The following is a 24,908-nucleotide window of genomic DNA, read 5'->3' as shown; positions in this document are numbered from 1 at the left end:
ACGCTATGAAACATGACGCTAACGATCCGTACCGTGAACTGCGTGACTCCCTGCGAGGCCTGTGTGGCGAATTCCCTGATGAATACTGGCGTCAGATCGACCATGCGCGGGTCTACCCCGAAGCGTTCGTCGACGCGCTGACCAAGGCGGGCTGGATGGCCGCATTGATTCCCGAGGAGTACGGCGGCTCGGGGCTGGGCTTGGCTGAGGCCTCGGTGATCATGGAGGAGATCAACCGCAATGGCGGCAACTCCGGGTTCTGCCACGGCCAGATGTACAACATGAACACCCTGTTGCGTAATGGTTCCGACGCACAGAAGCGCAAGTACCTGCCCAAGATCGCCAGTGGCGAATTGCGCCTGCAGTCCATGGCCGTGACGGAGCCTACCACCGGCACAGATACCACCAAGTTGCGCACCACTGCGGTCAAGAAGGGTGATCGCTACGTGGTGAACGGGCAAAAGGTGTGGATTTCCCGTGTCCAGCACTCGGACATGATGATCCTGCTGGCGCGTACCACACCACTGGCCGATGTGAAGAAAAAGTCCGAAGGCCTGTCCTGCTTCCTGGTCGACTTGCACGACGCCATCGGTAAAGGCCTCGATGTGCGGCCTATTCCCAATATGGTCAACCACGAGACCAACGAGCTGTTCTTCGATAACCTCGAGATCCCGGAAGAGAACCTGATTGGCGAGGAAGGCCAAGGGTTCAAGTACATTCTCGACGGGCTCAACGCCGAGCGTACCCTGATCGCCGCTGAATGCATCGGCGACGGCTATTGGTTTGTCGACCGTGCCACCCGCTATGCCAATGACCGCGTGGTGTTCGATCGTCCAATCGGGAAAAACCAGGGCATTCAGTTCCCCATTGCTGAAGCCTACATGGACATTCGGGCTGCCGACCTGATGCGCTACCGCGCCTGCGAGCTGTTCGACGCGCACCAGCCGTGCGGAGCCGAGGCCAACATGGCCAAGCACTTGGCGGCTACCTCATCGTGGAAAGCGGCCAACGCTTGCCTGCAAACCCATGGTGGTTTCGGCTTTGCCTGTGAATACGACGTAGAGCGCAAGTTCCGCGAGACGCGCCTGTATCAGGTGGCCCCGATTTCCACCAACCTGATCCTGTCCTATGTCGCCGAGCACATCCTCGGCTTGCCACGGTCGTTCTAAGGGAGTTGGCATGAGCTACGAGAGCATTCTGTACGAGGTCAAGGACCGCATCGCCACCATCACCATCAACCGGCCTGACCAGCTCAACAGCTGGAATGACCAGGTGGCGACCGAGGTGTATGACGCCATGCAGGCTGCAGGCGCCGATAAAGGCGTGCGGGTGATCGTCTTTACCGGTGCAGGCAAGGCATTTTGTGCGGGCGGCGATATCAATAGTTTTGGCGGTGACCCCAACGGGTTGATGACCAAGCTGCCGCGGCCTTTCGACATGCGCAAGCGCGCCGATTGGCAAACGCGTTGCTCTTATTACCCTGCGATCCCGAAACCTGTGATCGCCATGCTCAATGGCGCCACCGTGGGCATAGGCCTGATCCATGCGCTGTTCTGTGACATCCGTTTCGCCGCAGAAGACGCCACGATCACCACCGCGTTCGCCCGCCGTGGCCTTACCGCCGAGTACGGCATGGCCTGGATCCTGGAGCACCATGTGGGCCAGGCGCACGCACTGGACCTGTTGCTGTCCGGGCGCAAGATCAAAGGCGTCGAGGCCCAGCGTATGGGCCTGGTAAACCTTGCGGTACCGGCCGATCAACTGGTCGAGCACACCTATGCGTACGCCCGCGACCTGGCGCAGAACTGCTCGCCGCGCTCGATGCGCATCATGAAGCAGCAGCTTTGGGAAGTACCGTTCCAGACGTGCCATGAGGCGGTGATGAGCGCTGGCCTGGATATGCCAATTGCCAATCAGGGCCCGGATTACAAAGAGGGCATCGCCAGCTTCATGGAGAAGCGCCCGCCGCAGTTCCCTGACGACGAATGCTAAGCGTACAAGACCCTGCGCACCCAGGTGGCAGCGGTACAACTAACAACAAGAGGAATACGCAATGAGTGGAATGGTTGAAGGCAAAGTGGTTGTAGTCACCGGCGCTGGCAATGGCATTGGCCGCGCTATCGCGCTGGCTATGGCCGCCGAAGGTGCTCGGGTGGTGGTCAATGACCTGGGCTCGTCCGTTCATGGCGAAGGCCAGGATGCAGGGCCGGCCCAGCGTGTGGTCGACGAAATCAAGGCCGCTGGCGGTGAAGCGGTTGCCAGCACCGACAGCGTGGCGGGTTGGGACTCGGCGCATCGTATCGTGCAGACCGCCATGGACACCTTTGGCCAAATCGATACCGTGGTGAACAATGCCGGCATTCTGCGCGATCGTATGTTCCACAAGATGGACGAGCAGGAATGGCAGGCTGTACTCAACGTACACCTGAACGGCTCATTCTTCATGGCGCGCGCAGCGGCGCCGCACTTCCGTAGCCAAAGCTCGGGTTGCTACATCCATATGACGTCCAATACCGGCCTGGTAGGTAACATCGGGCAGGTGAATTATGCGGCGGCGAAGATGGGCATCGTCGGTATGTCCAAAGCCATTGCGCTGGACATGGCCAATTTCGGCGTACGTTCGAACTGTATCTCCCCGGCTGCCTGGAGCCGCATGATTGGCGCTGTGCCCACCGATACTCCGGAGAAAAAACTGCAAGCCGAGCGCATGGAACGCATGATGCACCCATCGCGGCAAGCGCCGTTGGCAGTGTTCCTGGCATCCGACCAGGCTCAGGATGTTTCCGGGCAGATCTTCTATGTGCGCGCCAATGAAATCATGTTGGTTAGCCAGCCTCGCGTTACCCGTTCGGTGCACCGTGATAACGGCTGGACCCCGCGCGACGTCGCTGAACACGCCATTCCGGCCTTGCGTTCGAGCTTCCTGCCGTTGCACCAGACCCATGACGTGTACAGCTGGGAACCGATCTGATCCCTACGCGACCGAGCCCCATCGGTGCGGCCGGTGGGGCGAGCCTGAGACCCGACTACGAGCTAACCCTATGCTGAACTATGAACGCGTCAAGCACTGGCCCATTGAAGAGGTCACGCGCACGTACACTGAGCGCGACACTATTCTTTATGCGCTCGGTCTGGGAGTGGGTGGCGACCCGATGGATCCTGTCCACCTGCGGTTCACTTTTGAGGACGGCTTGCAGGCAGTGCCAACCTTGGCGGCGGCGATTGCCTGGCCGAAGCCATGGATGACCAACCCCGAGACCGGTGTCAATTACCTGAAGCTGGTACACGGCGAGCAGGACACCCGTTGGTTCATGCCGATGCCGGTGAGCGGCACGGTCATCAGCCGCACCCAGGTCAATCGCATCTGTGACAAAGGCGAAGGCAAGGGCGCGATCGTCGAGCTGCTGCGCGATATCATCGACGCGGCCAGCGGCGAGCGCATTGCCCAGACGCGCCAGGTTTCGTTCCTGCGTGGCGATGGCGGCTACTCCGCCCAAGGTGGCCGCAGCGATGAGCCGCCGCAAAGCCTGCCAAGCGTGCCTGACCGCGCTCCGGATTTCGAATACGAATTGCTCTCGCCTGCACAGGCTGCGCTGATCTACAGGCTGTCTGGCGATGCCAACCCTTTGCATGCCGACCCTGAAGTCGCTGCGCGTGCGGGTTTCAAACAACCGATCCTGCATGGCCTGGCCACCTACGGCATGGCCGCGTTCGCTGCAATCAAGCGCTGCGCCGAAGGCGACGCCAGGCGGCTGAAACGTATAGCCGCCCGTTTTACCTCGCCTGTGTATCCTGGCGAAACGCTGCGCTTTCAGTTCTGGAATGGCGAGGGTGGCCAGGTACATTTGCGCGCTCGCGTCGACAGCCGCGATACCGTTGTGCTGAACAACGGCGTGATCGAGCTCGCCTGAGGAGTATGAGTCGATGAACTTTCGGGAAAGCAGCGAAGAACTGGCGTTTCGCTTGGAAGTTCGTGCCTTTGTAGAGCGCGAGCTACCGGCTGATATCCGTGATCGGGTGTTGGACTTTCAGCACCTGGGGCGCGAGGACTATGTGCGCTGGCAACGCATCTTGCAACAACGCGGCTGGGGCGCGCCGGGCTGGCCGGTAGCCTTTGGTGGTACCGGCTGGACGGCTGCGCAACGTAATATCTTCGATGAAGAGTGCTTTACCGCTGGTGCTCCACGGCAGATGCCGTTCGGGTTGTCGATGGTGGCCCCGGTATTGCAGAAGTTCGGCACGCCGGAGCAGCAAGCCAGGTTCCTTCCGCGCATCCTCGACATGAGCGATTGGTGGTGCCAGGGCTACTCCGAACCAGGTGCCGGCTCTGATCTGTCGGCGCTGCGCTGCCGCGCCGAAGTCAGTGGCGATGGTTACCGGGTCAACGGCCAGAAGATCTGGACCTCCTTCGCCCAGTGGGCGAACTGGATTTTCTGCCTGGTGCGCACGCATCATGAAGGCCGACAGCAGGAGGGAATCTCTTTCCTGCTGATCGATATGGCCACCCCGGGTATCCAGGTGCGACCGATCAAGACGCTCGATGGCGGGCACGACGTCAACGAAGTGTTCTTCGATGATGTGTGGGTGCCCCGTGACAACCTGGTTGGCGAAGAGCACAAAGGTTGGGGGATCGCCAAATACCTGCTCGGACATGAGCGCACCAACATCGCCGGTCTGGGCAACTGCAAGCGCTTCATGCGCCGACTCAAGGAGATCGCTGCCAGTAGCCAGAAGAAGGGCCGCCCGCTGCTTGACGATGTGCGGTTTCGAGACAAGGTGGCCGCTATCGAGATGGAACTGCATGCCCATGAATGGTCACTGTTGCGTTTGATCGACCAAGAGGGGAAGGGCCAGGGCAAAGGAATTGAAGCTTCACTGCTGAAAATCCGAGGGTCCGAGATCCAGCAGCGGCTGACCGAGCTGATCATGGAATGCGCAGGCCCGTACGCGGTGCCGTTCGTACCCCAGGCGCTGGAGGGAGATACGCAGGTCGATACCGCCAATGGGCAACTGCTCAATGCCTTGGCATCGCATTACCTGGACTGGCGCAAGATTTCGATCTACGGCGGCTCCACGGAAGTGCAGAAGAACATTATTGGCAAATTGACCCTTGGCCTGTGACCGGCGCTAACGCCCTGGAGGTTTTGCATGGACTTCTCTCTCGATGAAGAGCAACAGATGCTCGCCGACATGGTTGCTCGCTTTGTCGAGCGCCAGTATGAGTTCGAGACCCGCCGCACCCTGGCACAAAGCCCCCGAGGCTGGTCCGAGGACAACTGGTCGGCCTTGGCTGAAACGGGCCTGCTGGCCCTGGGCCTGGACGAGCATTACGGCGGTCTTGGTGCCGGCGCTGAAGAAACCTTGGTGGTGATGGAGGCCTTCGGTCGCGGACTGGTACTGGAACCCTTTCTTGCCAGCGCGTTGGTGGGGGGGCCGCTGCTCCAGCGGGTGGGCAGCGCACAGCACAAAGAGCGGTTGCTGCCGTTGCTGGCGCGCGGTGAGTGCCGTGTCAGCCTCGCGGCACTTGAGCCACAAAGCCGCTTTGACCTGGCGGATGTGACGTGCCAGGCCAGTGAAACTGGCACCGGCTATCGTCTGAACGGCCGCAAGAGCGTGGTTTCACACGGTGATTCTGCCCACTGGTTGATCGTTTCGGCCAGAACCCGCGGAACCCAGGACGATCCTGATGGTATCAGCCTGTTCCTGGTTGAAGCAGCGGCGCCTGGTGTGAAAGTGCGCAGCTTCGCTGGGCTGGATGGTCAGCGCGTTGCCGAAATAGAGCTCTGCGATGTCAACGTGAGCCGCCAGGCGCTGCTGGGCATTGAGCACAAGGGGTTGGCGGATCTGGAGTGGGCCGCGGATCGAGCTTGCTTTGCCTTGTGCGCAGAAGCGGTTGGATGCATGGACCGCTTGATTGAATTGACCGTCGAGTACTTGCAGACTCGCAAGCAATTCGGCAAACCCATTGGTAGTTTTCAGGCGCTGCAGCATCGTGTGGCAGAGATGCTTGGCCTCAGTGAGCAGGCGCGGTCCATTACCCATTATGCCGCTGCCAATCTCGACAATGAGCGTGCTGATGAGCGGGCGCGGGCCATATCAGCGGCTAAGACACTGGTGGGCCGCGCGGGTAGGGTTATCGGGCAACAAGCCACCCAGTTGCATGGAGGCATGGGCATGACCGATGAACTGGCGGCCGGTTGGTACTTCAAGCGCCTGACCACGATCGATATGAGTTGGGGTGATAGTGATCACCACACCGAGCGATACGGTTCGCTGATGTAGCCACGTCTACGCGTTATTCGTACCCACACTGAAACCGGGCCGCCTAGCGGCCCGGTTTACGTTGGCAGGAGTTGAATTCCCGAGGTTTAGCGGAGCATCGCCAGACTGGCAGAGGGGGTGTTGCAGGTATAAGGCTGGGCATGGCATGCGGCGATGCGTGCTCGAAGATCCATCTGTCGTGCTTCGACGACAAAGTGCGCGACGATGACCAGTGCGAAAACCGACAGCGAAAGGCTCAAGGGAAAAGATAGCTTCATGTCGTTTATACCTGCTTCTGAGCAGTGTTATTGGAATGAGTAGCGCCTGTCCCTCTGTCAGGATGCGTGGTCCATTGGAGGGCAGGTCAGGCGCTATCCGGATCTTGCCACAGAGTCAAAATAAATTGAACGCTGTTTGTAAATATAAATAGCATACGCGTGCAGGCCTGCCAGCAGCAGAGGACGAACGGTCGCGAAGTGGCCTGCTCAACCCTCTCAGAAGGTTTGACATCCCTCCGAACTTTGTTCAACATCATGAATAACGTTCGTATAGATGCGAGGTTGCGATGAAAGTTCTGGTAGCTGTGAAGCGTGTGGTCGACTACAACGTCAAGGTTCGTGTCAAAGCGGATAACTCGGGTGTCGACCTGGCCAACGTGAAGATGGCCCTGAACCCGTTTTGCGAAATTGCGGTTGAAGAAGCGGTTCGTCTGAAAGAGAAAGGGGTAGCCACTGAAGTGGTCGTGGTCAGCGTGGGTTCAAGTGTTGCGCAAGAACAGCTGCGTACCGCGTTGGCTCTGGGTGCTGACAGGGCCGTCCTGGTTGAGGCGGGCGACGAGCTTGGCTCCCTCGCTATCGCCAAAGCGCTCAAGGCAGTGGTGGACAAGGAGCAGCCGCAGCTGGTCATCCTGGGCAAGCAGGCCATTGACAGCGACAACAACCAGACCGGTCAAATGCTGGCTGCGCTCAGCGGGTTTCCTCAAGGCACATTCGCCTCGAAGGTCGACATCGCTGGCGACACGCTCAACGTCACCCGTGAGATTGATGGCGGCCTGCAGACGGTGGCCCTGAAACTGCCGGCGATCGTTACCACCGACCTTCGCCTTAACGAGCCGCGTTACGCCTCGCTACCCAACATCATGAAGGCCAAGAAAAAACCACTGGAGACTGTCACGCCAGATGCACTGGGCGTGGCCCTGACCACTACCTTGCAGACTGTCAAAGTCGAGGCGCCCGCTGTTCGCGGTGCGGGCATCAAGGTCAAGTCGGTGGCTGAACTGGTCGAGAAACTGAAAAACGAAGCGAAGGTAATCTGAATGACTATCCTGGTTATCGCTGAACATGAGAACGGCGCCGTAGCGCCGGCCACCCTCAACACGGTTGCAGCTGCCGCCCAGATTGGTGGTGATGTGCACATCCTGGTCGCAGGCCAAAACGTCGGCGGTGTCGCTGAAAGTGCTGCCACGATTGCTGGCGTGGCCAAGGTCCTGGTTGCCGACCATGGTGCCTACGCCCACCTCCTGCCAGAAAATCTTGCGCCCCTTATCGTCGAACTGGCGGCAGCCTACAGCCATGTGCTCGCCCCAGCGACCACCAACGGCAAGAACGTCTTGCCGCGCGTAGCCGCGCTGCTGGACGTAGACCAGATTTCTGAAATTACTGCGGTCGTATCGGACGATACCTTCCAGCGCCCGGTGTATGCGGGTAACGCCATCGCAACCGTGCAGTCGAGCGCCGCAGTGAAGGTGATCACCGTGCGCAGCACTGGGTTTGATGCGGTAGCCGGGCAGGGCGGTAGTGCCAGTGTCGAAATCGTCAACGCTGTCCATGATGCGGGCACTTCCTCATTCATTGAAGAAACCCTGGCCAAGTCCGATCGCCCCGAACTGACCGCCGCAAAAATCGTCGTTTCTGGCGGCCGCGGTATGGGCAATGGCGACAACTTCAAACACCTTTACAGCCTCGCCGATACACTCGGCGCTGCGGTGGGTGCTTCGCGTGCTGCAGTCGATGCGGGTTTTGTACCCAACGATATGCAGGTGGGCCAAACCGGCAAGATCGTTGCGCCACAGCTGTACATCGCCGTAGGCATCTCAGGTGCCATTCAGCACCTGGCCGGTATGAAGGATTCCAAAGTCATTGTCGCGATCAACAAAGACGAAGAGGCACCGATCTTCCAGGTGGCTGACTACGGCCTGGTCGCTGACCTGTTCGAGGCTGTACCGGAGTTGACCGGAAGCCTAAAGTGATGAACCCGGGCGTCGCAGGGTTTCAGTAGACTGTGTATGCCCCTTCAGGTGGGGCAGCCCCAAACACCGTGCACGGTTGCCAGGCTGCCCACCCAGGCCTCATCAGCAAAAGAGATAATAATGAAGACACTCGGTGAGTTGCTGGAACGCAACGCGCGCCTGTTCCCCCATCAAGAGGCGGTGGTCTACGACGATCGTCGCATCACCTATGCGCAATTGTTTGAGCGTGCCCGTAGATTGTCGTCTGCACTCTATGCGCGCGGCATGCGCCATCAAGACCGCGTCGCGGTCCTGGCGATGAATTGCAATGAGTATTTCGACGTATACGGTGCGTGCCAACTGACCGGCTACATCTGCGCAACGGTCAATTTTCGGCTTGCTGCCCCTGAGATCGAATATATCCTGCAGGACAGTGCCCCCCGGGTGCTGGTGTTCGAAGACCAATATGCCGATGTGATAGACAGTCTTCGGCCGCAATTGAAGTCGGTTGAGCACTATCTGTGCATAGGCGCTGCCTGCCCGCCTTGGGCGCAGCCTTATGAGGCGACGATTGCGCAGGCCGATACCGCCGGCGCCCCGTTGCGCGCGACTGCCGAGGATATCGTCCACCTGGTCTACACCAGTGGCACCACGGGTCGCCCCAAAGGTGCGGCGCGTAGCCAGCGTGGCGACCTCGCATTGGCACAGAACCAGGCCGAGGTCATGGATGTGCGCATCAACGGGCGTGTCCTGGTGATGATGCCCATGTTCCATGCTGGCGGTATTTCCATGATGCTGTCGGAGTTCTGGCATGCTGGCTGCGTCGTGCTGCATCGCAAGTTCGATGCCCGCGAGGTGCTGCGAACTATTGAGCGCGAACGTGTGGTGACCGTGCATATGGCGCCGACCATCGTTCAACAGGTGCTTGACCTGCCGGACATCCGCGATTACGACTTGTCCAGCCTGGAAACCATCCTGTACGCCGCTGCCCCGATGCCTGTGGCTGTCCTGCGCCGCGGTGTCGAATTGCTCGGGCCGATCTTCGTCAACTCCTGGGGTATGACTGAAACCAGCGGTACCGTCTTGCCCCGTCATCTTCACAAGCTTGAGGGTAACGAGGATGACCTGCGACGGCTGGGCTCGATAGGCCAGGCCATGGCCTATTGCGACATTCGCATTGTCGATGACCATGAGCAGGATTGCCCCGACGGCACGCCCGGGGAGATCTGGATCAGCTCACCTGCCAACCTGGCGTACTACTGGAACAACAACGCTGCGACGTTGGACGCGCTGCGCGATGGCTGGCTGCGCACAGGAGACATGGCCTGGCGCGATGACCAAGGCTTTTTGTACTTGGTCGACCGCAAGAAGGACATGATCATTTCCGGCGGTGAAAACATCTATTGCCAGGAAGTCGAGCAGGCGCTGATGTTCCATCCGCAGGTTGGTGACGCTGCTGTCATAGGCGTTGCACATGAAAAGTGGGGAGAGACAGTAAAGGCCGTCGTGGTCCTCAAGGCCGGTGCCGAATTGACCGCCGAGGAGCTCATCGAATACTCCGGGACACGCATTGCGCGTTACAAGCGGCCCACCAGCGTGGATTTCGTGGCCGAACTCCCGCGCTTGCCCAGCGGTAAGGTCAACAAGATTGCGCTACGGCAGTTGTATTCTGCATAAATAGCCTTGGCTGCGCTACCGTTGGGGCTCCCCAGCGGTAGCCTGGTCACCCGACATGGGCACGGGCCGGGGCTGCGATCTGCTGGCCGGTTGGGTAGTGCTCGAGCATGAAATCGACAAACGCGTGAATCTTGCTTGAGGCTCTTCGACCTTGCGGGTAAAGCAGCTCCATCGTCGGTGCAGTCATGGCCCAGTCCGGCAGTACCTGGCAAAGCGCCCCACTGCGCAGGTGCTCCTCCAGATAAAACCCCATGCCTTGCATGATGCCCTGCCCATCGAGCGCCGCCTCGATCTGGATGCACCCTTGGGTGATGGACAGGCTGCAGGGCAAGTCCAGTGTCTTGCGATGCCCATTGTGCTCAAAAGCCCATGGGTGCATGCGACCGGTCCGGGTATTCCTGTAGCTGATGCAGTCATGCTCAAGCAGGTCTTCTGGAACGTGCGGCATCTTGCGAGTCGCAAAGTACCGAGGTGAGGCGACGGTGAGCAGCGGGGTATGGCCAAGCTGACGGGCGATCATGCTTGAGTCGCCCAATGGGCCGAGACGCAGGATCAAATCGTATTGGCTTTCGACTGTGTCGTAGAGCTGCTCGGAGTCCGAAAAGTCGAGCTGGATATCCGGGTAACGGCTGCGAAACGTCGACAGTAAAGGCACCACCAGGTACTGGCTGATGATACTTGGCGCATCGACCCGCAGACGACCACGGGGCTGCACGTGCGAGCCAGCGAGCAAGGATTCGACGTCGGCGATCTCGTCATGCAGATGGCGGCAATGGGCGTAGTAGATCGTGCCTTCATCGGTGAGGTTGATGCGCCGCGTGGTGCGGTTCAGCAGCCGCACTCCCAAAGCGCGCTCAAGGTTGCTCAGATGGGTGGAAACCATTGAGGGGGAAAGGCCCAATGCAGTCGCTGCACTGCTGAGGCTACCGTGATCGACGACAGCCATGAAGACTTCCATGCAGCGCAGCTTATCCAAATCCCTCTCCCGACTAAGCAATTTGCATGGATTCTATCAGGACCCTTCTGGAATACGGCTAGTGGCCGAGTGTACGTTCGATAATCGCGAATTCATCAGACAAGGATGCAGGGACACTGTACTGACCGATATCCCTGATCTGCCGGAAATGTTCGGCCAGCACTTCTGCGCTGACCGGATTATCGCGTGGGCCTGCCCAGCCTTCCGATACACCGATAAAAGCGCGGGCATAGCGCCCCAGCGCGGCAGAGTAGATCGCCTGTGTGCTGGAACAGGCTTCGCTTGCCAGGTACACCACCAACGGGGTGACGAACTCGGGCAAGTAGGAGCTACCCAGTTTCTCGCCCAAAGCGGCATATTGAGCGGTGAATGCAGCGAGCTGCGCCGGGTCCATCGCTGCCTCCATGCGGCTTGTGGCGACCGGTAGCAGGGCGTTGCACTGTATGCCGTGCGCGCTGCCTTCCAGCGCAAGCACATTCATGATACCCAGCAGCCCGGCTTTGGCGGCAGCATAGGCGGCCTGCTGAGGGTTGCCAAATGCCGCGGCGGCAGAGGACATGAAGACGACCCGGCCATAGCCTTGCCGTTTCATTACTTTGTAAGCGGGCTGGGTAACGTAAATGGCGCCTTTGAGGTGGACGTCGATGATCGAGTCGAGGGTGTCGTCATCGATGTCCTCGAAGCGAGCGTTGCGCAGGTGGCCGGCGTTATTGATAACGATGTCGACTCTACCGAATTTATCCAGTGCCGTTTGCACGATGCCCTCGCCACCGGCCCGGGTGGCCACCGAGTCGTAGTTGGCAACAGCCGTACCACCGGCAGCGCGAATTTCCTCTGCCACCCCATCGGCCATGCCAGGCGAGCTGCCTTGGCCATCAAAGCGTCCTCCCAGATCGTTAACCACCACGGATGCGCCCCTGGCGGCCAGTGCCATCGCGAAGGTGCGCCCCAGTCCACCCCCGGCGCCGGTGACAATAGCGACCCGGTGGGTGAAGTCAATTGCAGTCATACGTTTCCTCACTTTATTGTTGTTTTCGGGAGCACGACACCCGCTGGCTCGCGCAACTACTCAAAAACTGGAAGCCGGCAACCTGATTATCAACCCATCGAGTTCCGGGGTGACCATGATCTGGCAGCTCAGTCGGCTGTGCTCTGTTACGTCCACCGCGCAGGTCAACATGTCGTGTTCGTAGGGCTGGGCGGCAGGCATGTGCTGGGCCCACTTCTGGTCGACGTAGCCATGGCAAGTGGCACAGCTGCAACTGCCACCACAGTCTCCGAGGATACCGGGCACCTGGTGGTTGACTGCCACTTGCATGACCGAGAGACCGACAGGGGCATCTACGCGCTGCTCGCTGCCGTCCGGCTGGATGAAGGTGATTGTGGGCATGGCTATCCTCGTGGCGTGTTCAGGCGGGGGTAAGCAAGTCTTTGACGGGAATGGCGTCATCAGCCAAGCGGCGCGGGTCGACATGGATACGCTCGCTGATCAGCCGTTTGGCCACCATGAATTCCGGCGCGCGGTTAACCGTATCGACGGCCAGGACGTGACCGTCTTTCAGGTAGAAAGCGGCGAAAGAGTCTGTTTCAGGCGCCCCGCGCAACACCAATTGGTCATAGCCCTGGGACAGGCCGACCATTTTCAGCTTCAGCTGATATTGGTCGGACCAGAACCACGGAACAGCCGCATAGGCCTTGGGCTTGCCGCAAAGGGATGCGGCTACGCAGCGTGCCTGTTCGAGGGCGTTGGGCACCGACTCCAAGCGCAATCGCCTACCCAAAATCGGGTTGGGGTGGTTGGTGCAGTCGCCTGCCGCGTAAATGTTCGGGTCGCTGGTTTGGCCGAACTCGTCCACTACAATGCCATCGTCCACAGCCAGGCCTGCCTGCGCTGCCAGCTCGACATTGGGCACAAGTCCGATGCCGACTACCACCAAGTCAGCGGGCACGCAGCTGCCATCCGCACACAGCACTGCCGTAACGGCTCCACCGCGGGGCGCCAGCTGCACACCCTGCACTTGGCTATTGGTACGGATATCTACGCCTGCCTGGCGATGTCGCGACAAGTAAAAGGCCGATAGCTCCGGTGCAGTGACTCGCGCCAGCACGCGCGGTAGCGCCTCCAACACCGTGACCTGCAGGCCGAACTCTACGGCGACGGCCGCAACTTCCAGGCCAACGTAACCGCCGCCAATGATGACCAGGCGCTTACCCGCTTCGAACTGTTGGCGAATGCGCTCGACATCGTTGAGTGTGCGCAGGTAGTGGAAGTTGTTGGCGTTTTGCGCCTGTTCTATCTGCGGGATCGGAAGTGGCCGCGGCCTCCCGCCTGTAGTCAGGATCAGGCGGTCGTAGTGAATGGTCTTGCCATCTGCTAGCTCGACTGTGCAAGCCCTACGGTCGATTGCACTGACTCGTGTGCCACTGATGAACGCTACGTCAGCCTTGTCGAAGGTTGCTTTGGGCTTTATCAGCAGGCTTTCAGTGGTAACGGCGCCGCAAAGGTAGGCTTTGGACAGCGGCGGGCGATGATAGGGAAGGGTTGGCTCTTCACCAATTAGAACGATACGGCCTTGCCAGCCGTTGTCACGTAAATGAGTTGCCAACTCAGCGGCGGCATGCCCCGCACCGACGATGATGGCAGTGCCTGTAACAGCTTCAGTCATATCGACACCTTTGGTCAAAGCCCGCCAACAAGGGCGGAGGAGTGAGCAAAGTATGCCTGTTTAATAATAGATGATTATTCAATTTTATTGAAAGATCCTGTCAGTCTTTGTGGATTTATTCCCTTTAAGTGGTTGCATAGAGTGGCCGAAACCGATCTTCAGGCAGAGGCTGGAAATGCTCAGCGCAAGACGTCGGGACAATAAACAAAGCCGGAGAAGCAACTGATGAGCGCAGTGAGCCCACTCGAGCAGTTTGACGATCCATCCTTCGATCCGTTTCTGGAGGATGCACTGGTGTTTGGCGACCATTCAGACCCTTATCCGAAGCTCGCCGAATTGAGGCGCGAAGCGTCCGTGCTTCAGGGGGAATACCGCGTGCTTATGGGGCTTGCTCCGGATGTCACCAGCCCTGCAGGAGCTCCGCATTATTGTGTGTTGGGCTATGACGAAGTGGCGCAGGTGCTGGGAGACCCGCAGACCTTCACCAATCACGCCTACACCTACAACCTGGGCATCAGCTTCGGGCGCAGTATTTCCACCATGGACGCCCCTGAGCACCCGCGATTTCGCCGAATTTTCCAGAAGGCGTTTCTGCCGCAGACGGTGGCTGCCTGGGGTGACGAACTGGTCGACCCGGTGGTGCATGAGCTGATGGCAGCGTTCATTGACCGGGGCGAGGCCGACCTGGTCCAGGCGTTCACTCTGCATTACCCCTTCCAGATCATTTATCGGCAGCTGGCGCTGCCGCCGCAAGACGTCGCAACCTTTCACAAGATGGCCATTGCACAAACTATCGTTGCCGTGGATGTAGCGCACGGAACGGAGGCATCACGCAAGCTGGGTGTCTACTTCAAGAACCTCATCGCCGAGCGCCGGCGAAACCCGGGGAGTGACCTGGTCAGCGCCTTGGCCCACGCCGAGGTCGATGGTGAGCGTCTGCCCGAGGATGTATTGATTTCCTTCCTGCGCCAGTTGGTCAACGCGGCGGGGGACACTACTTACCGTGCCACCAGCGTGTTGCTGAGTGCCTTGCTGCGTCATCCGCAGCAGCTGGAGGCGGTCCGCCAGGACCGCTCCTTGATTCCGCAGGCGATCGAAGAGGCCGTGCGCTGGGATGGTCCGGTATTGATGCAATCCCGTTTTGCCAGCAAGGCGGTCACGCTCGGGGGTGTTGAAATCCCTCAAGGTGCTTTCATCGATGTCATCGCCGGCTCCGCCAACCGCGATGAGCGCAGATTCCCCGACCCTGACCGCTTCGATATTTTCCGCAAGCCCCAACACCGCCACTTCGCATTTGCCTTCGGCCCCCATGTCTGTATTGGCCAACACCTGGCACGTGTCGAGATGACCCGCGCACTCAATGCACTTCTGGATAAATTGCCCAACCTGCGTCTGGATCCGGACAAACCTGCCCCACAGATACGTGGCGCGATGATGCGGGTACCGCACTCGATCCATGTGAAGTTCGGTTGAGCCTATGAACGATTACGACTACATCATCGTGGGTGCCGGCTCTGCCGGTTGCGTCTTGGCCGATCGACTGTCCGCCAATGGGCTTCATCGGGTTCTGCTGATAGAAGCGGGGCCTGAGGATCGCAACCCCTTGGTACGGATGCCCAGAGGCTTTGGCAAGTTGCTGAGCGACCCCACTCACGCCTGGCATCTACCCGTCACGGTGGACCCCGCCAGTGGGCGCACCCAAGAAATCTGGGCCCGCGGCAAGATGCTGGGTGGATCCAGCGCTATAAACGGCATGGTGTATATGCGCGGGCATCCTGCGGACTATGACGAGTGGGCCGCCAATGGTGCCAGCGGATGGGGCTGGGAAACCATGGCCAAGGCGTTTCGCAGCATCGAGGACCACGCGTTGGGCGAGACGGCGCTCAGGGGCGGCAAGGGTCCGCTGAAGGTTGGGCCCTATGCCCAGCGGTGTGCCGTCAGCGAGGCGGTGATACAGGCCTGTGAGAGCCTGGGCTTGCCCCGCAAGCTCGATATCAACGAACTGGACCACGAAGGTGTCGCCTACCTCACCTATACCCTGTCAGGGGGAGTGAGGCAGAGCGCTGCGCATGCGTTTCTCGAACCGGCCCGAAAACGGTTCAATCTGAAGGTATTGACCGATACGCAGGTGCAGCGCGTGCTCTTCGAAGGGCAGCGGGCTGTCGGTGTCAGTGCACGCCACGGGAATGCAGCGCCCTGTGAATACCGCGCCCGTCGGGAGGTAATACTGTGCGCCGGTGCGTTGCAATCGCCTCGCTTGCTGCAGTTGTCCGGCATCGGCAACAGTAGCTTGCTGGGACGATTGGGGATACCTGTGATTGCGCACAGCCCCAATGTCGGACAGAACATGCGCGAGCACTTGCTGTGCTACCTGCAAGCACGCCTGAGCACCTGGCGCGGCAGCCAGAACCGAGAATTTTCAGGCGTGCGGCTGCTCAAGAACGTCATCCAGTATGGGCTCGCCCGGCGCGGCGTCATGGCGCTCGGTTCCTTCCCGGTCGGCGGGTTTTTCAAGACTCGCCCGGATCTTGATCGCCCCGATGCCCAGTTGATGATGGCCCCTTACTCGATGGACTTTTCCTCGCCAACTTACCGCTTCGAGCCCCATCCGGGGATGCAGCTGTTCACCTATCCACTGCGTCCGCGTAGCCAGGGCAGCGTAACGATCGAGTCTGCGGACCCTGCACAGCCTGCGCGGATCGTCACCAACTACCTGGCCGATGAGTACGACCGGCAGGTATCGATTGGGGCTTTTCGAGTCATGCGCAAGGTCGTTGCCAGCGCCCCCATGAAGCATCTGGTAACGGCCGAGACCTACCCCGGCGCGCAGGTGCAGAGCGACGAGCAGATTCTTGAAGAATTCCGCCAACGGGGGCAGTCGGGCTACCACGCCTGTGGCACCTGCGCGATGGGTGCGGATAGCGCCTCGGTACTGGATCCCAGGTTACGTGTCAGGGGTGTGCAGGGGCTGCGGGTAATGGACCTGTCGGTTATCCCGTCAATGATTTCCGGCAACACCAACGGCCCGATGATGGCCATGGCATGGCGCGCAGCGGAGCTCATCCTGGAGGATGTTCGCTGAGCCCGCCTCCAGTATTGATCCTTCACTTCGTTTCACGGCACATGAGAGAGGTAAGTCATGCAGCAGAACTTGGATCCGCGCGCTCAGGCGATGGTGCAGCATGCGCTGGACCACGCTACCACTGCCGGCGGCGAGGTCGGGTTGCAAGTAGCAGCGTATCTGGACGGCAAGTTGATCATCGATGCCTGGAGTGGCATTGCCGACCCGCGCAGCCGGCGCCCAGTGGACGGTGACACGCTGTTCAACGTCTATTCCGTAACCAAGGCCGTAGCGGCAACGGCCTTGCATATCCTGGCAGAGCGGGGGCACATCGAATACGACGCGTTGGTAAGCCGGTATTGGCCCGAGTACGCGGCCCAAGGTAAAGGGGCCACTACCGTGCGGGATGTGCTCACCCACAGGGCGTGTATTCCGCAGATGCCAGCGGGGGTTACGCCTGAGTTAATGTGCGACTGGGCTTGGATGACCGATGCTATTGCGAACTTGAAGCCGCTGGCAGAGCCTGGCAGCAAGACCCTTTACTTGTCCATGACGTTTGGCTGGATCGTCGGCGAACTGGTGCGTCGGGCGGACCCGGAGCAACGCTCGCTCGGCCGGTTCGTGCGCGAGGAAATCGCCATACCCTTGGGTATCGATGATCTGTGGATCGGTATTCCTGACGCTGTCGAGCACCGCGTTGCGACGCAGGTCAATGCCATGGTTGTCAGCCCCATCCAAGGCCTGCCGCCGCTGTTTCTGGCTTCGATGCCAGAACAGGTCGCGCTGGTGCCCGAGGTGTTTGAGCGAGCAGATGTGCGCCGCGCGGAGGTGGCAGGGGTGGGCGGCATTTTCAACGCGCGTTCACAGGCGCGTTTCTGGGCCTTGCTGGCTAATGGTGGCGTGCTCGATGGCGTACGTTTGCTTTCAGCACAGCGGGTGGCTTCATTCAGCACACCCCGGGCCAACAGCCAGGAAGCGGACGCTGTGATGTTTGGTTTCCCTATTCCCATCACGGAGGGCGGCTTCTGGTTTGGCGGCGATCATCCGCCAGTCGGTTGCGTGCAAAACCCGAGGGCTATTTGCCACCCGGGGCAAGGTAATTCGATCGGCTGGGCTGACCCTGACCTGAACCTGGCGGTCGCCATTTGCCACAACCGACTGTTCAACCCCACCTCTGTCGCACAAGACCCGCTCTTCCCTGTAGCGCAGGCGATTCGTCAAGCCGCCGCGTTGCTGCGTTGAAGTGAATAACCAGCCAGACAATACAACTACAAAGCTGCAAGCACCCGTGGAGGCCCCGATGATCCAACCTACAACATGGACCGTACCAGACCATGTCCCCGAAGACCGAGTGGTCGATTTTGATTTCATGAACCCGCCCGACGCGGTCAACGATGTTCACCTGGCCTGGAAGAAGCTGCACGAAGGACCGGATATCGTTTGGTCGCCGTACAACGGGGGGCACTGGATTGCCACTCGGGCCGACGATATCGAGGCCATTCAGAAAGACCATCAGCGCTTTTCTCATGCCCAGGTCAATGTACCGCCGAGCCAGGACCTTCCCCTGGTGCCCCTTGAGCTCGATCCCCCCGAGCACACCGGCTACCGAGCACTGATCGCGCCGGCATTTCTGCCACAAGCCATCGCCGAACTGGAGGATGACATTCGCGCCCTGACGGTCGAGCTGATCGAGGGCTTCGCGGGGAAGGGCGGATGCGAGTTCGTGAGTGAGTTCGCCAAGATGCTGCCCATCGTGATTTTTTTGCAGCTGGTCAACTTGCCGCAGGAGGATCGACTGGAACTACTGGAAATGACCGAGTTGGCCGTGCGTGGCAGCGTTGATGAACGACATCGCTCCCAGCAGATGCTCGCGGGCTACATCGGTAAATGGATCGAGGCCAGGCGCCGTGACCCTGGCGCCGACCTGATAAGTCGGATCGTCAACGCCAAGGTCAATGGAGAGCCGATTGCACCTGAGCGCATGTTTGGCCTGCTCACTGTGGTGATATTCGGTGGCTTGGACACAGTTGCAGCAATGATGAGCTTCATTTGCCGTTTTCTGGCAGAGCATCCCGCCGAGCGCAAACGCCTGGTAGAGCAACCAGCGCTTATTCTGACCGCAGTCGATGAATTGATCCGGCGACACGGCGTTACCAATACTGCGCGAGTGGTTGTAGAGGATGTGCAGTTCAACGGCGTAAGCCTCAAGCAAGGCGATCAGATCCAAGTGCCAAACGCGCTGTTCGGCCTTGATGAGCGGCGATTCAGCAACCCAATGATGGTGGACCTGGAGCGCAAGCCGGTTTTGCATGCTGCCTTCGGCAACGGTCCGCACCGCTGCCCTGGCTCATTTCTGGCCCGCATGGAAATCAAGGTTTTCCTGCAGGAGTGGCTCAAGCGCATTCCCGACTTTGAAACCGTGCCTGCCGACCCACCTCGATGCGCGTCGGGCATGGTCAACGGCCTGCTCTATCTGCCGCTGCGCTGGCAAGTGGCAGGAGGGAGGATGAAATGAAACAGTGGCAATGCATATTCTGTGGGCACACCTATGACGAGGCTTTGGGTTGGCCTGATGACGGTATTGCCCCAGGCACCCGCTGGGAAGACGTGCCCGATGACTGGGTCTGCCCCGAGTGCGGGGCCACCAAAAGCGATTACACGATGGTTGAGGTCTGATCGGAGGAGGGCACCGAAGCAGCGCCCATTTCCCCTTTCTTTATTTCACGGAGAGTAACCTGCAGTTGTCCATGCCAGGCCAATCCCCGCCCGCCTTGTTTGCAATGGGTATTTCGCGTTGGTCAGTAGTTGCTGACGCGTTGACACCCAATGTCGCCCCGTTTATAGTCTTGAACATCGTTCACAATAATGCAGGGTCGGTAATGCCGGCTCTCCAACAAAAATACGAGCCCAGGCAGCATTTCACAGGCTGCCGATGAAGGAGGTTTGCAGATGTCTGCTCGAGAATCGGCACCGAAGACCGTACGGCCTGACTTTGTACCCCGCGAAGCTTATTTGTCCAAGGATTACGTCCAGCTCGAAAAAGAGCGGATGTGGCCGAAGATCTGGCAGGTGGCCTGCCGTCTCGAAGAAATCCCCAATGTCGGTGACTACGTCACCTTCGACGTCATCGACGAGTCCATCATTGTCACCCGCCTTACCGGTGACAGGATCAAAGCCTACTACAACGTCTGCCAACACCGTGGCCGTCGCCTTACCAGCGGTTGTGGCCATGCCACCAAGTTTCACTGCAACTACCACGGCTGGCAGTGGAACCTAGACGGTAGCGTGCTGCGTATCCTGGATGAGCCAGACTGGTCCGGCTGCCCAAACATGAGCCATGAAGAACTGGCACTCAAGGAAGTGCTGGTGGATACCTGGGGAGGCTTTGTGTTCATCAATATGGACCCGCACGCCGAACCACTGGCCAAGTACCTTGCCCCCGTTCCTGAAATTACCGATTGCTTCGAATTCGAGAACATGCGTTACCGCTGGTACAAGTCTGTGCGCCTGCCATGCAACTGGAAGGTCGCGCTTGAAGCCTTCAACGAGGGCTATCACGTCGCGGCAACCCACCCACAGATTCTTGACACTCAAGGCGACGATGTCACCCGCAGCTTTGCCTTCGGCAAACACGGCATGTTCGATTATTCAACCGCGACCCGCCTTCCTGGCACGCCGTCACCGCGCACGGGTAAACCGATCCCGGATGACATCCGCCCTGGCATGGTGAAGTTCTACCAGATCCTGGAAGACCAGTTGAAGGCGATTATTACCGATCGTGACTGCGAAGCCAGCAAACGGCTGTTGACGGAGGTCGAGCCTACACAGGACCAGATGCTGGTGCTGGGCAAGGCCATGCAGTTCCAAGTCGAAGCGGCCATCGCTGACGGCGCTGGCTGGCCGAATATATCGATGGAGCAAATGGCTCGTGCGGGCACCGACTGGCATGTATTCCCGAACCTTGTGTTCCTGCTCTATCCGGACGGGGCGCTGTTCTACCGCGCCCGGCCTGACGGCGATAACCCCGATTCCTGTATCTACGACATCTGGTCGTTGAAGCGGTATGCGCCTGGCCAGGAGCCGAAGCTGGAGCGCGAGTTCTATCACGGTGTAGACGACTGGAAGAACGACACCGTGAAGAACTTCGGCCTGATCCTTAGTCAGGACTTCCAGAACATGGGCCAGGTGCAGATGGGTATGAAGTCACGGGGCTTCAGCGGCGCGCGCACCAATCCGCTGCAGGAGTCGACGATCTCCAACTTCCACCGTGAATTGCATGAATACCTGTTTGGCACGGAGTCCGCGCAATGAGCCAATGGGATGAGTCCTATGATCTGGTGATCATAGGCAGCGGTGGAGGCTCCATGTGTGCGGCGCTCAAGGCCAAGGAGCTGGGCAAGCGTGCGCTGATCATCGAGAAACAAAGCAAGGTCGGTGGTTCGACTGGTTACTCCGGTGGTGTCTGGTGGGTGCCAAACAATGCGGTGATGAAGCGTCACGGCGTTGAGGATTCCTACGAGCGCGCCCGTCAGTACTTCGACAGTGTCGTCACCTACGAAGGTCCATCTACCAGTGTCCCGCGCCGTGAAGCGTTCTTGCGTACGGGCCCTGTGATTGTCGACTTTCTCGAGCGCAAGGGCATGGCATTCGAATATGCCGACGGTTGGTCGGACTATTACGATGACCGCCCAGGTGGTGAGCCACGCGGCCGCTCCCTTGTGGCCAAACTGTTCGATGTGAGCGAACTGGGGGAGTGGGAAGGGCGTCTGTCGCGTTACCGCGGCGCTGCGATGCCAGCTAACTCCAATGAGTTTCCAACACTGTTCCTGCTCAAGCGCACGTGGGCAGGCAAGCGAAAAGCGATGCAATTGGGCTTGCGCCTGCTCAAGCAGAAAGTACGCGGCCAGCATGTGCTCGGCGGTGGCGCCGCCATTCAGGGGCGGATGCTGCAGATCGCGCTACGTGAACAACTGCCCATCTGGACCGAGTCGCCGGTCGAAGAACTGATCGTTGAACAAGGCCGGGTGGTGGGCGTAGCCGTGCGCAAGGGCGACCAGTTGCGGCGCATTCAGGCACATGATGGCGTGCTGATCAACACCGGTGGCTTTTCGCACAATGCCGAAATGCGCAAGCGCTACCAGCCGCAACCGGCGTCGGTGGCGTGGACCAACGCCAACCCAGGTGACACCGGTGAAGTGATCGAAGCCGCCATGCGCCTGGGGGCAGCAACAGATTGCATGGACGAGGCATGGTGGGTGGTGACATCCCTCGGTCCAGGCGAGGCGCTGCCCGAAGGGGCGCGCACGCCTGCCGGTGAGCCATTGCCATTCATGCATCACCTGGACCTGTCACTGCCTTACTCGATCATGGTCGATCAGGACGGCGAGCGCTTCTGCAACGAAGCCGGGTCGTACATGGAAATCGGCCAGCGCATGTACCAGCGCCAGGCCGAAACGGGCAAGGCTGTTCCAAGCTGGGTAGTGATGGATAGCCGACAGCGCAAGTTCTACCCATGGGGCACTGCGATGCCTGGCCAAATCCCCCAACAGTGGCTGGACAGCGGTTACATGATCAAGGCCGATACGCTCGAAGAGTTGTCGAGCAAGTGCGGCATCGAAACCGCCGGCCTGCTCAGGACCGTCAAACGCTTCAATCAATTCTGTATCACTGGCAAGGACGAGGATTTTGCCCGCGGTGGCAAGGCCTTCGACCGCTGTCATGGGGACCCGACCATCAAGCCCAACCCCAACCTGGGGGCGATCGAGCAAGGCCCGTTCTATGCGGTGCGCATGTACCCAGGCGACGTTGGCACTGCGGGCGGCCTGGTGACCGATGAGTATGCACGGGTGCTGCGTGAAGACGGCCAGCCCATTGCAGGGCTCTACGCCACGGGCAATGCGACCGCAGGGGTAAGCGGGCGAGCGTACCCAGGTGCCGGTACCAGCATCGCGGCCTCGTTCATCTTTGCCTACATCGCTGCAGCGCATTCGGCAGGACAAGAAAAGATCTGGTGAGTAAGTACTCAGCCTTGTGATTCGGTTCGAATGGAGAGCATTGAAATGACAGCCTCAATTCCAGAAGGCGAGATCCTGGTCGGCATCTACCAGCGCATGACGCGGATCAAACAGAATGACGACCGTTTTCGAGCGGTCTTGAAGTCCGGCAAGCTGGTCATGCCGTATTACTCGCCGCGCGGGCAGGAAGTGATCCCCTCGGCAGTGTCGGCATGCCTGAACGACGAAGATTACATCTGCACAATTTACCGCGGCGTGCATGACATGATCGCCAAAGGTATCCCGCTCAAGGATCTCTGGGCCGAGTTTGGTGGCCGTGCAACCGGCACCTGCAAGGGCAAAGGTGGCCCTATGCATGTCACCCACCCGGCCACCGGGGTGATGGTTACCACCGGTATCGTCGGCAGCTCCATGCCCATTGCCAATGGCCTGGCCCTCGCTGCGCAGATTCGCGGTGAGAAGCGCGTGAGTGTTGCTTATTTTGGTGACGGTGCAAGCAACATTGGCGCCTTTCACGAGGCGCTGAACATGGCGTCGGTCTGGAAGTTGCCAGTGGTATTCGTGTGTCAGAACAACGGTTATGCCGAGCACACCAAATATGCCTACGGCACTTCCGTGGCCAACATCGCACAACGCGCGGCGGCTTACTCGATGCCCGGCATCACTGTGGACGGCAACGACCCGGTGGCTACTTATCGCGCAGCCCGAGAAGCGGTCGATCGCGCACGTGACGGCCAAGGGCCATCACTGATCGAGGCCAAGACCTTCCGCTTCCATGGTCACGTCTTCGGTGACGCCGACGGCTACATGGACAAGGGCGAAAAAGACGCCTGGATGGCCAAGGACCCGGTGCCGCTGCTGCGTAACTGGCTCATAGCCACTGGCCTTGCCAGCGAAGACTACCTGGCCAGTATGGAAGCCGCCATCGAGCGCGAAATCGACGAAGCCGTGGAATTCACTTTGAACAGCCCCTATCCGGATCTCGCGGAGCTAAAGCGCGACATCTTCAAGGACGAGGTGAACGTATGAACCAGCCAGCCAAGATCAACAGCATTCAAGCGATCAACCAGGCAATCGACGACGCCATGGCTGCCGATGTCAACGTCATCGTCCTGGGTGAGGATGTAGGTGACAAGGAGGAGGGCGGTATCGTTGGGGTAACCCGCGGCCTGTCCAGCAAGTACGGCGATTCGCGGGTACGGTCCACACCTATTGCCGAGCAGGCGATCATCGGTGCAGCTATCGGTGCGGCCATCGTCGGCATGCGCCCGGTGGCAGAAATCATGTTGATGAACTTCACCACCGTGGCCATGGACATGATCATCAACCATGCCGCGAAGCTGCGCTTCATGTCAGGCGGCCAAACCCACGTACCGATGGTCATCCGTACCATGACCGGTGCGGGCTTCGGCACCGGCGGGCAGCACGCCGACTACCTGGAGGCCTGGTTCGCCCACACCGCCGGTATCAAGGTCGTGGCCCCGTCCAGCCCTGCTGATGCCTACGGCTTGATGCTCTCGGCGATCGAGGACGACGACCCGGTCCTGTTCATCGAAAACATGCCGACCTACTGGGCACCAGGCCCTGCGCCAGAGCGTGGAAAGAAGATCCCGCTGGGCAAGGCCAATGTCCTGCGCGAAGGTAGCGATGTCACGCTGATCAGCTACAGCCGCCGCGTCCTGGACTGCTGCGCAGTGGCAGAGAAACTGGCGGCTGATGGTGTCTCGGCTGAAGTGATCGACTTGCGCACCATTTCGCCATTGGACACCGACACATTCCTCGCTTCGGTAGGCAAAACCGGCCGTGCAGTGATTGTCCATGAAGCGGTCAAGCCGTTCGGGGTCGGTGCGGAAATCGCCTCGTTGATCTACGAATCGCTCTATGGGCAGCTCAAGGCACCCGTTCAGCGTGTAGGGTCCAACTATGCGCCTGTGCCTTTCTCCAAGCCGCTTGAAGACGCACATGTTCCCAGCCTCGAGCAGATTGAAGCGGCAGTCCGCGCAACGCTCAAGTGAAATTCAACCTA

23 protein-coding genes are annotated in these 24,908 nt (G+C 59.7%); 18 read left to right on the top strand and 5 right to left on the bottom strand.

The genetic code is table 11. The features are described from left to right. The first annotated feature begins 5 nt into the window (after nt 1-5). From ACF8O8_RS17860 to ACF8O8_RS17835, 6 genes are all read left to right on the top strand, one after another. The gene (locus tag ACF8O8_RS17860) at nt 6-1,169 is read left to right on the top strand and encodes an acyl-CoA dehydrogenase family protein (RefSeq protein WP_341798503.1); all 1,164 of its coding nucleotides are present in this window, start codon (nt 6-8) and stop codon (nt 1,167-1,169) included. A gap of 10 nt (nt 1,170-1,179) precedes the next feature. After that, nucleotides 1,180-1,992 (top strand): enoyl-CoA hydratase, encoded by an 813-nt coding sequence (locus ACF8O8_RS17855; protein WP_392510121.1) that lies wholly within the window; start codon nt 1,180-1,182, stop codon nt 1,990-1,992. 61 nt (nt 1,993-2,053) lie between these two features. Next, a complete protein-coding gene (locus ACF8O8_RS17850; protein WP_392510120.1) occupies nt 2,054-2,971 on the top strand; it encodes an SDR family NAD(P)-dependent oxidoreductase in 918 nt (305 codons plus the stop codon). 70 nt (nt 2,972-3,041) lie between these two features. Then, nucleotides 3,042-3,911, top strand: a complete 870-nt coding sequence (locus ACF8O8_RS17845) for a MaoC/PaaZ C-terminal domain-containing protein (protein ID WP_392510119.1) — start codon at nt 3,042-3,044, stop codon at nt 3,909-3,911. Nucleotides 3,912-3,924: 13 nt separating this feature from the next. Further along, on the top strand, nt 3,925-5,121 hold the full coding sequence (locus ACF8O8_RS17840; RefSeq protein WP_392510118.1) for an acyl-CoA dehydrogenase family protein: 1,197 nt from the start codon (nt 3,925-3,927) through the stop codon (nt 5,119-5,121). Between the two features lie 27 nt (nt 5,122-5,148). Further along, nucleotides 5,149-6,282: an acyl-CoA dehydrogenase family protein gene (locus ACF8O8_RS17835; RefSeq protein WP_392510117.1), complete on the top strand. Its 1,134-nt coding sequence runs from the start codon at nt 5,149-5,151 to the stop codon at nt 6,280-6,282. Between the two features lie 86 nt (nt 6,283-6,368). Here the strand turns inward: ACF8O8_RS17835 and ACF8O8_RS17830 are convergent, their stop codons facing one another. Further along, nucleotides 6,369-6,539 carry a hypothetical protein gene (locus ACF8O8_RS17830; protein ID WP_392510116.1) on the bottom strand — a complete coding sequence of 57 codons (171 nt, stop codon included), beginning with the start codon at nt 6,537-6,539 and terminating at the stop codon, nt 6,369-6,371. Between the two features lie 287 nt (nt 6,540-6,826). Between ACF8O8_RS17830 and ACF8O8_RS17825 the strand changes: the two genes are divergently transcribed. From ACF8O8_RS17825 to ACF8O8_RS17815, 3 genes are all read left to right on the top strand, one after another. Continuing rightward, nucleotides 6,827-7,576 (top strand): electron transfer flavoprotein subunit beta/FixA family protein, encoded by a 750-nt coding sequence (locus ACF8O8_RS17825; protein WP_392510115.1) that lies wholly within the window; start codon nt 6,827-6,829, stop codon nt 7,574-7,576. Continuing rightward, a complete protein-coding gene (locus ACF8O8_RS17820; RefSeq protein ID WP_392510114.1) occupies nt 7,577-8,509 on the top strand; it encodes an electron transfer flavoprotein subunit alpha/FixB family protein in 933 nt (310 codons plus the stop codon). It begins immediately after the preceding gene. A 120-nt stretch (nt 8,510-8,629) separates the two neighbouring features. Further along, nucleotides 8,630-10,165 carry a class I adenylate-forming enzyme family protein gene (locus ACF8O8_RS17815; RefSeq protein WP_392510113.1) on the top strand — a complete coding sequence of 512 codons (1,536 nt, stop codon included), beginning with the start codon at nt 8,630-8,632 and terminating at the stop codon, nt 10,163-10,165. 46 nt (nt 10,166-10,211) lie between these two features. Here ACF8O8_RS17815 and ACF8O8_RS17810 read toward each other — a convergent pair whose 3' ends face one another. The 4 genes from ACF8O8_RS17810 to ACF8O8_RS17795 all read right to left on the bottom strand — a co-directional run bounded on the left by ACF8O8_RS17810 (nt 10,212) and on the right by ACF8O8_RS17795 (nt 13,807). After that, complete coding sequence (locus ACF8O8_RS17810; protein ID WP_392510181.1) at nt 10,212-11,123, bottom strand: LysR family transcriptional regulator; 912 nt, start codon at nt 11,121-11,123, stop codon at nt 10,212-10,214. 76 nt (nt 11,124-11,199) lie between these two features. Then, on the bottom strand, nt 11,200-12,150 hold the full coding sequence (locus tag ACF8O8_RS17805; protein WP_392510112.1) for an SDR family NAD(P)-dependent oxidoreductase: 951 nt from the start codon (nt 12,148-12,150) through the stop codon (nt 11,200-11,202). A gap of 60 nt (nt 12,151-12,210) precedes the next feature. Beyond that, nucleotides 12,211-12,531: a 2Fe-2S iron-sulfur cluster-binding protein gene (locus tag ACF8O8_RS17800; RefSeq protein ID WP_392510111.1), complete on the bottom strand. Its 321-nt coding sequence runs from the start codon at nt 12,529-12,531 to the stop codon at nt 12,211-12,213. Between the two features lie 19 nt (nt 12,532-12,550). After that, nucleotides 12,551-13,807 carry an NAD(P)/FAD-dependent oxidoreductase gene (locus ACF8O8_RS17795; protein WP_392510110.1) on the bottom strand — a complete coding sequence of 419 codons (1,257 nt, stop codon included), beginning with the start codon at nt 13,805-13,807 and terminating at the stop codon, nt 12,551-12,553. Nucleotides 13,808-14,032: 225 nt separating this feature from the next. Here ACF8O8_RS17795 and ACF8O8_RS17790 point away from each other — a divergent pair, with 225 nt between their 5' ends. From ACF8O8_RS17790 to ACF8O8_RS17750, 9 genes are all read left to right on the top strand, one after another. Further along, complete coding sequence (locus ACF8O8_RS17790) at nt 14,033-15,280, top strand: cytochrome P450 (RefSeq protein ID WP_392510109.1); 1,248 nt, start codon at nt 14,033-14,035, stop codon at nt 15,278-15,280. Between the two features lie 4 nt (nt 15,281-15,284). Then, nucleotides 15,285-16,889, top strand: coding sequence for a GMC family oxidoreductase (locus ACF8O8_RS17785; protein ID WP_392510108.1), 1,605 nt, complete (start codon nt 15,285-15,287; stop codon nt 16,887-16,889). A 57-nt stretch (nt 16,890-16,946) separates the two neighbouring features. Continuing rightward, the gene (locus ACF8O8_RS17780) at nt 16,947-18,110 is read left to right on the top strand and encodes a serine hydrolase domain-containing protein (RefSeq protein ID WP_392510107.1); all 1,164 of its coding nucleotides are present in this window, start codon (nt 16,947-16,949) and stop codon (nt 18,108-18,110) included. Between the two features lie 58 nt (nt 18,111-18,168). Beyond that, on the top strand, nt 18,169-19,383 hold the full coding sequence (locus ACF8O8_RS17775) for a cytochrome P450 (RefSeq protein ID WP_392510106.1): 1,215 nt from the start codon (nt 18,169-18,171) through the stop codon (nt 19,381-19,383). Further along, nucleotides 19,380-19,544: a rubredoxin gene (locus ACF8O8_RS17770; protein ID WP_392510105.1), complete on the top strand. Its 165-nt coding sequence runs from the start codon at nt 19,380-19,382 to the stop codon at nt 19,542-19,544. The genes ACF8O8_RS17775 and ACF8O8_RS17770 overlap by 4 nt, the downstream gene beginning before the upstream one ends. A gap of 273 nt (nt 19,545-19,817) precedes the next feature. Continuing rightward, a complete protein-coding gene (locus ACF8O8_RS17765) occupies nt 19,818-21,179 on the top strand; it encodes an SRPBCC family protein (protein WP_392510104.1) in 1,362 nt (453 codons plus the stop codon). Continuing rightward, nucleotides 21,176-22,882 carry an FAD-dependent oxidoreductase gene (locus tag ACF8O8_RS17760; protein WP_392510103.1) on the top strand — a complete coding sequence of 569 codons (1,707 nt, stop codon included), beginning with the start codon at nt 21,176-21,178 and terminating at the stop codon, nt 22,880-22,882. Before ACF8O8_RS17765 ends, ACF8O8_RS17760 begins: the two co-directional genes overlap by 4 nt. Before the next feature lie 45 nt (nt 22,883-22,927). Continuing rightward, nucleotides 22,928-23,911 (top strand): thiamine pyrophosphate-dependent dehydrogenase E1 component subunit alpha, encoded by a 984-nt coding sequence (locus ACF8O8_RS17755; RefSeq protein ID WP_392510102.1) that lies wholly within the window; start codon nt 22,928-22,930, stop codon nt 23,909-23,911. Next, nucleotides 23,908-24,897, top strand: a complete 990-nt coding sequence (locus tag ACF8O8_RS17750; protein ID WP_392510101.1) for an alpha-ketoacid dehydrogenase subunit beta — start codon at nt 23,908-23,910, stop codon at nt 24,895-24,897. Before ACF8O8_RS17755 ends, ACF8O8_RS17750 begins: the two co-directional genes overlap by 4 nt. Nucleotides 24,898-24,908 lie beyond the last annotated feature (11 nt).

Source organism: Pseudomonas sp. TYF_14, from assembly GCF_043105275.1.
Classification (GTDB): Bacteria; Pseudomonadota; Gammaproteobacteria; order Pseudomonadales; family Pseudomonadaceae; genus Aquipseudomonas; species Aquipseudomonas alloputida.
This window is presented reverse-complemented; position numbering and strand designations above follow the sequence as displayed.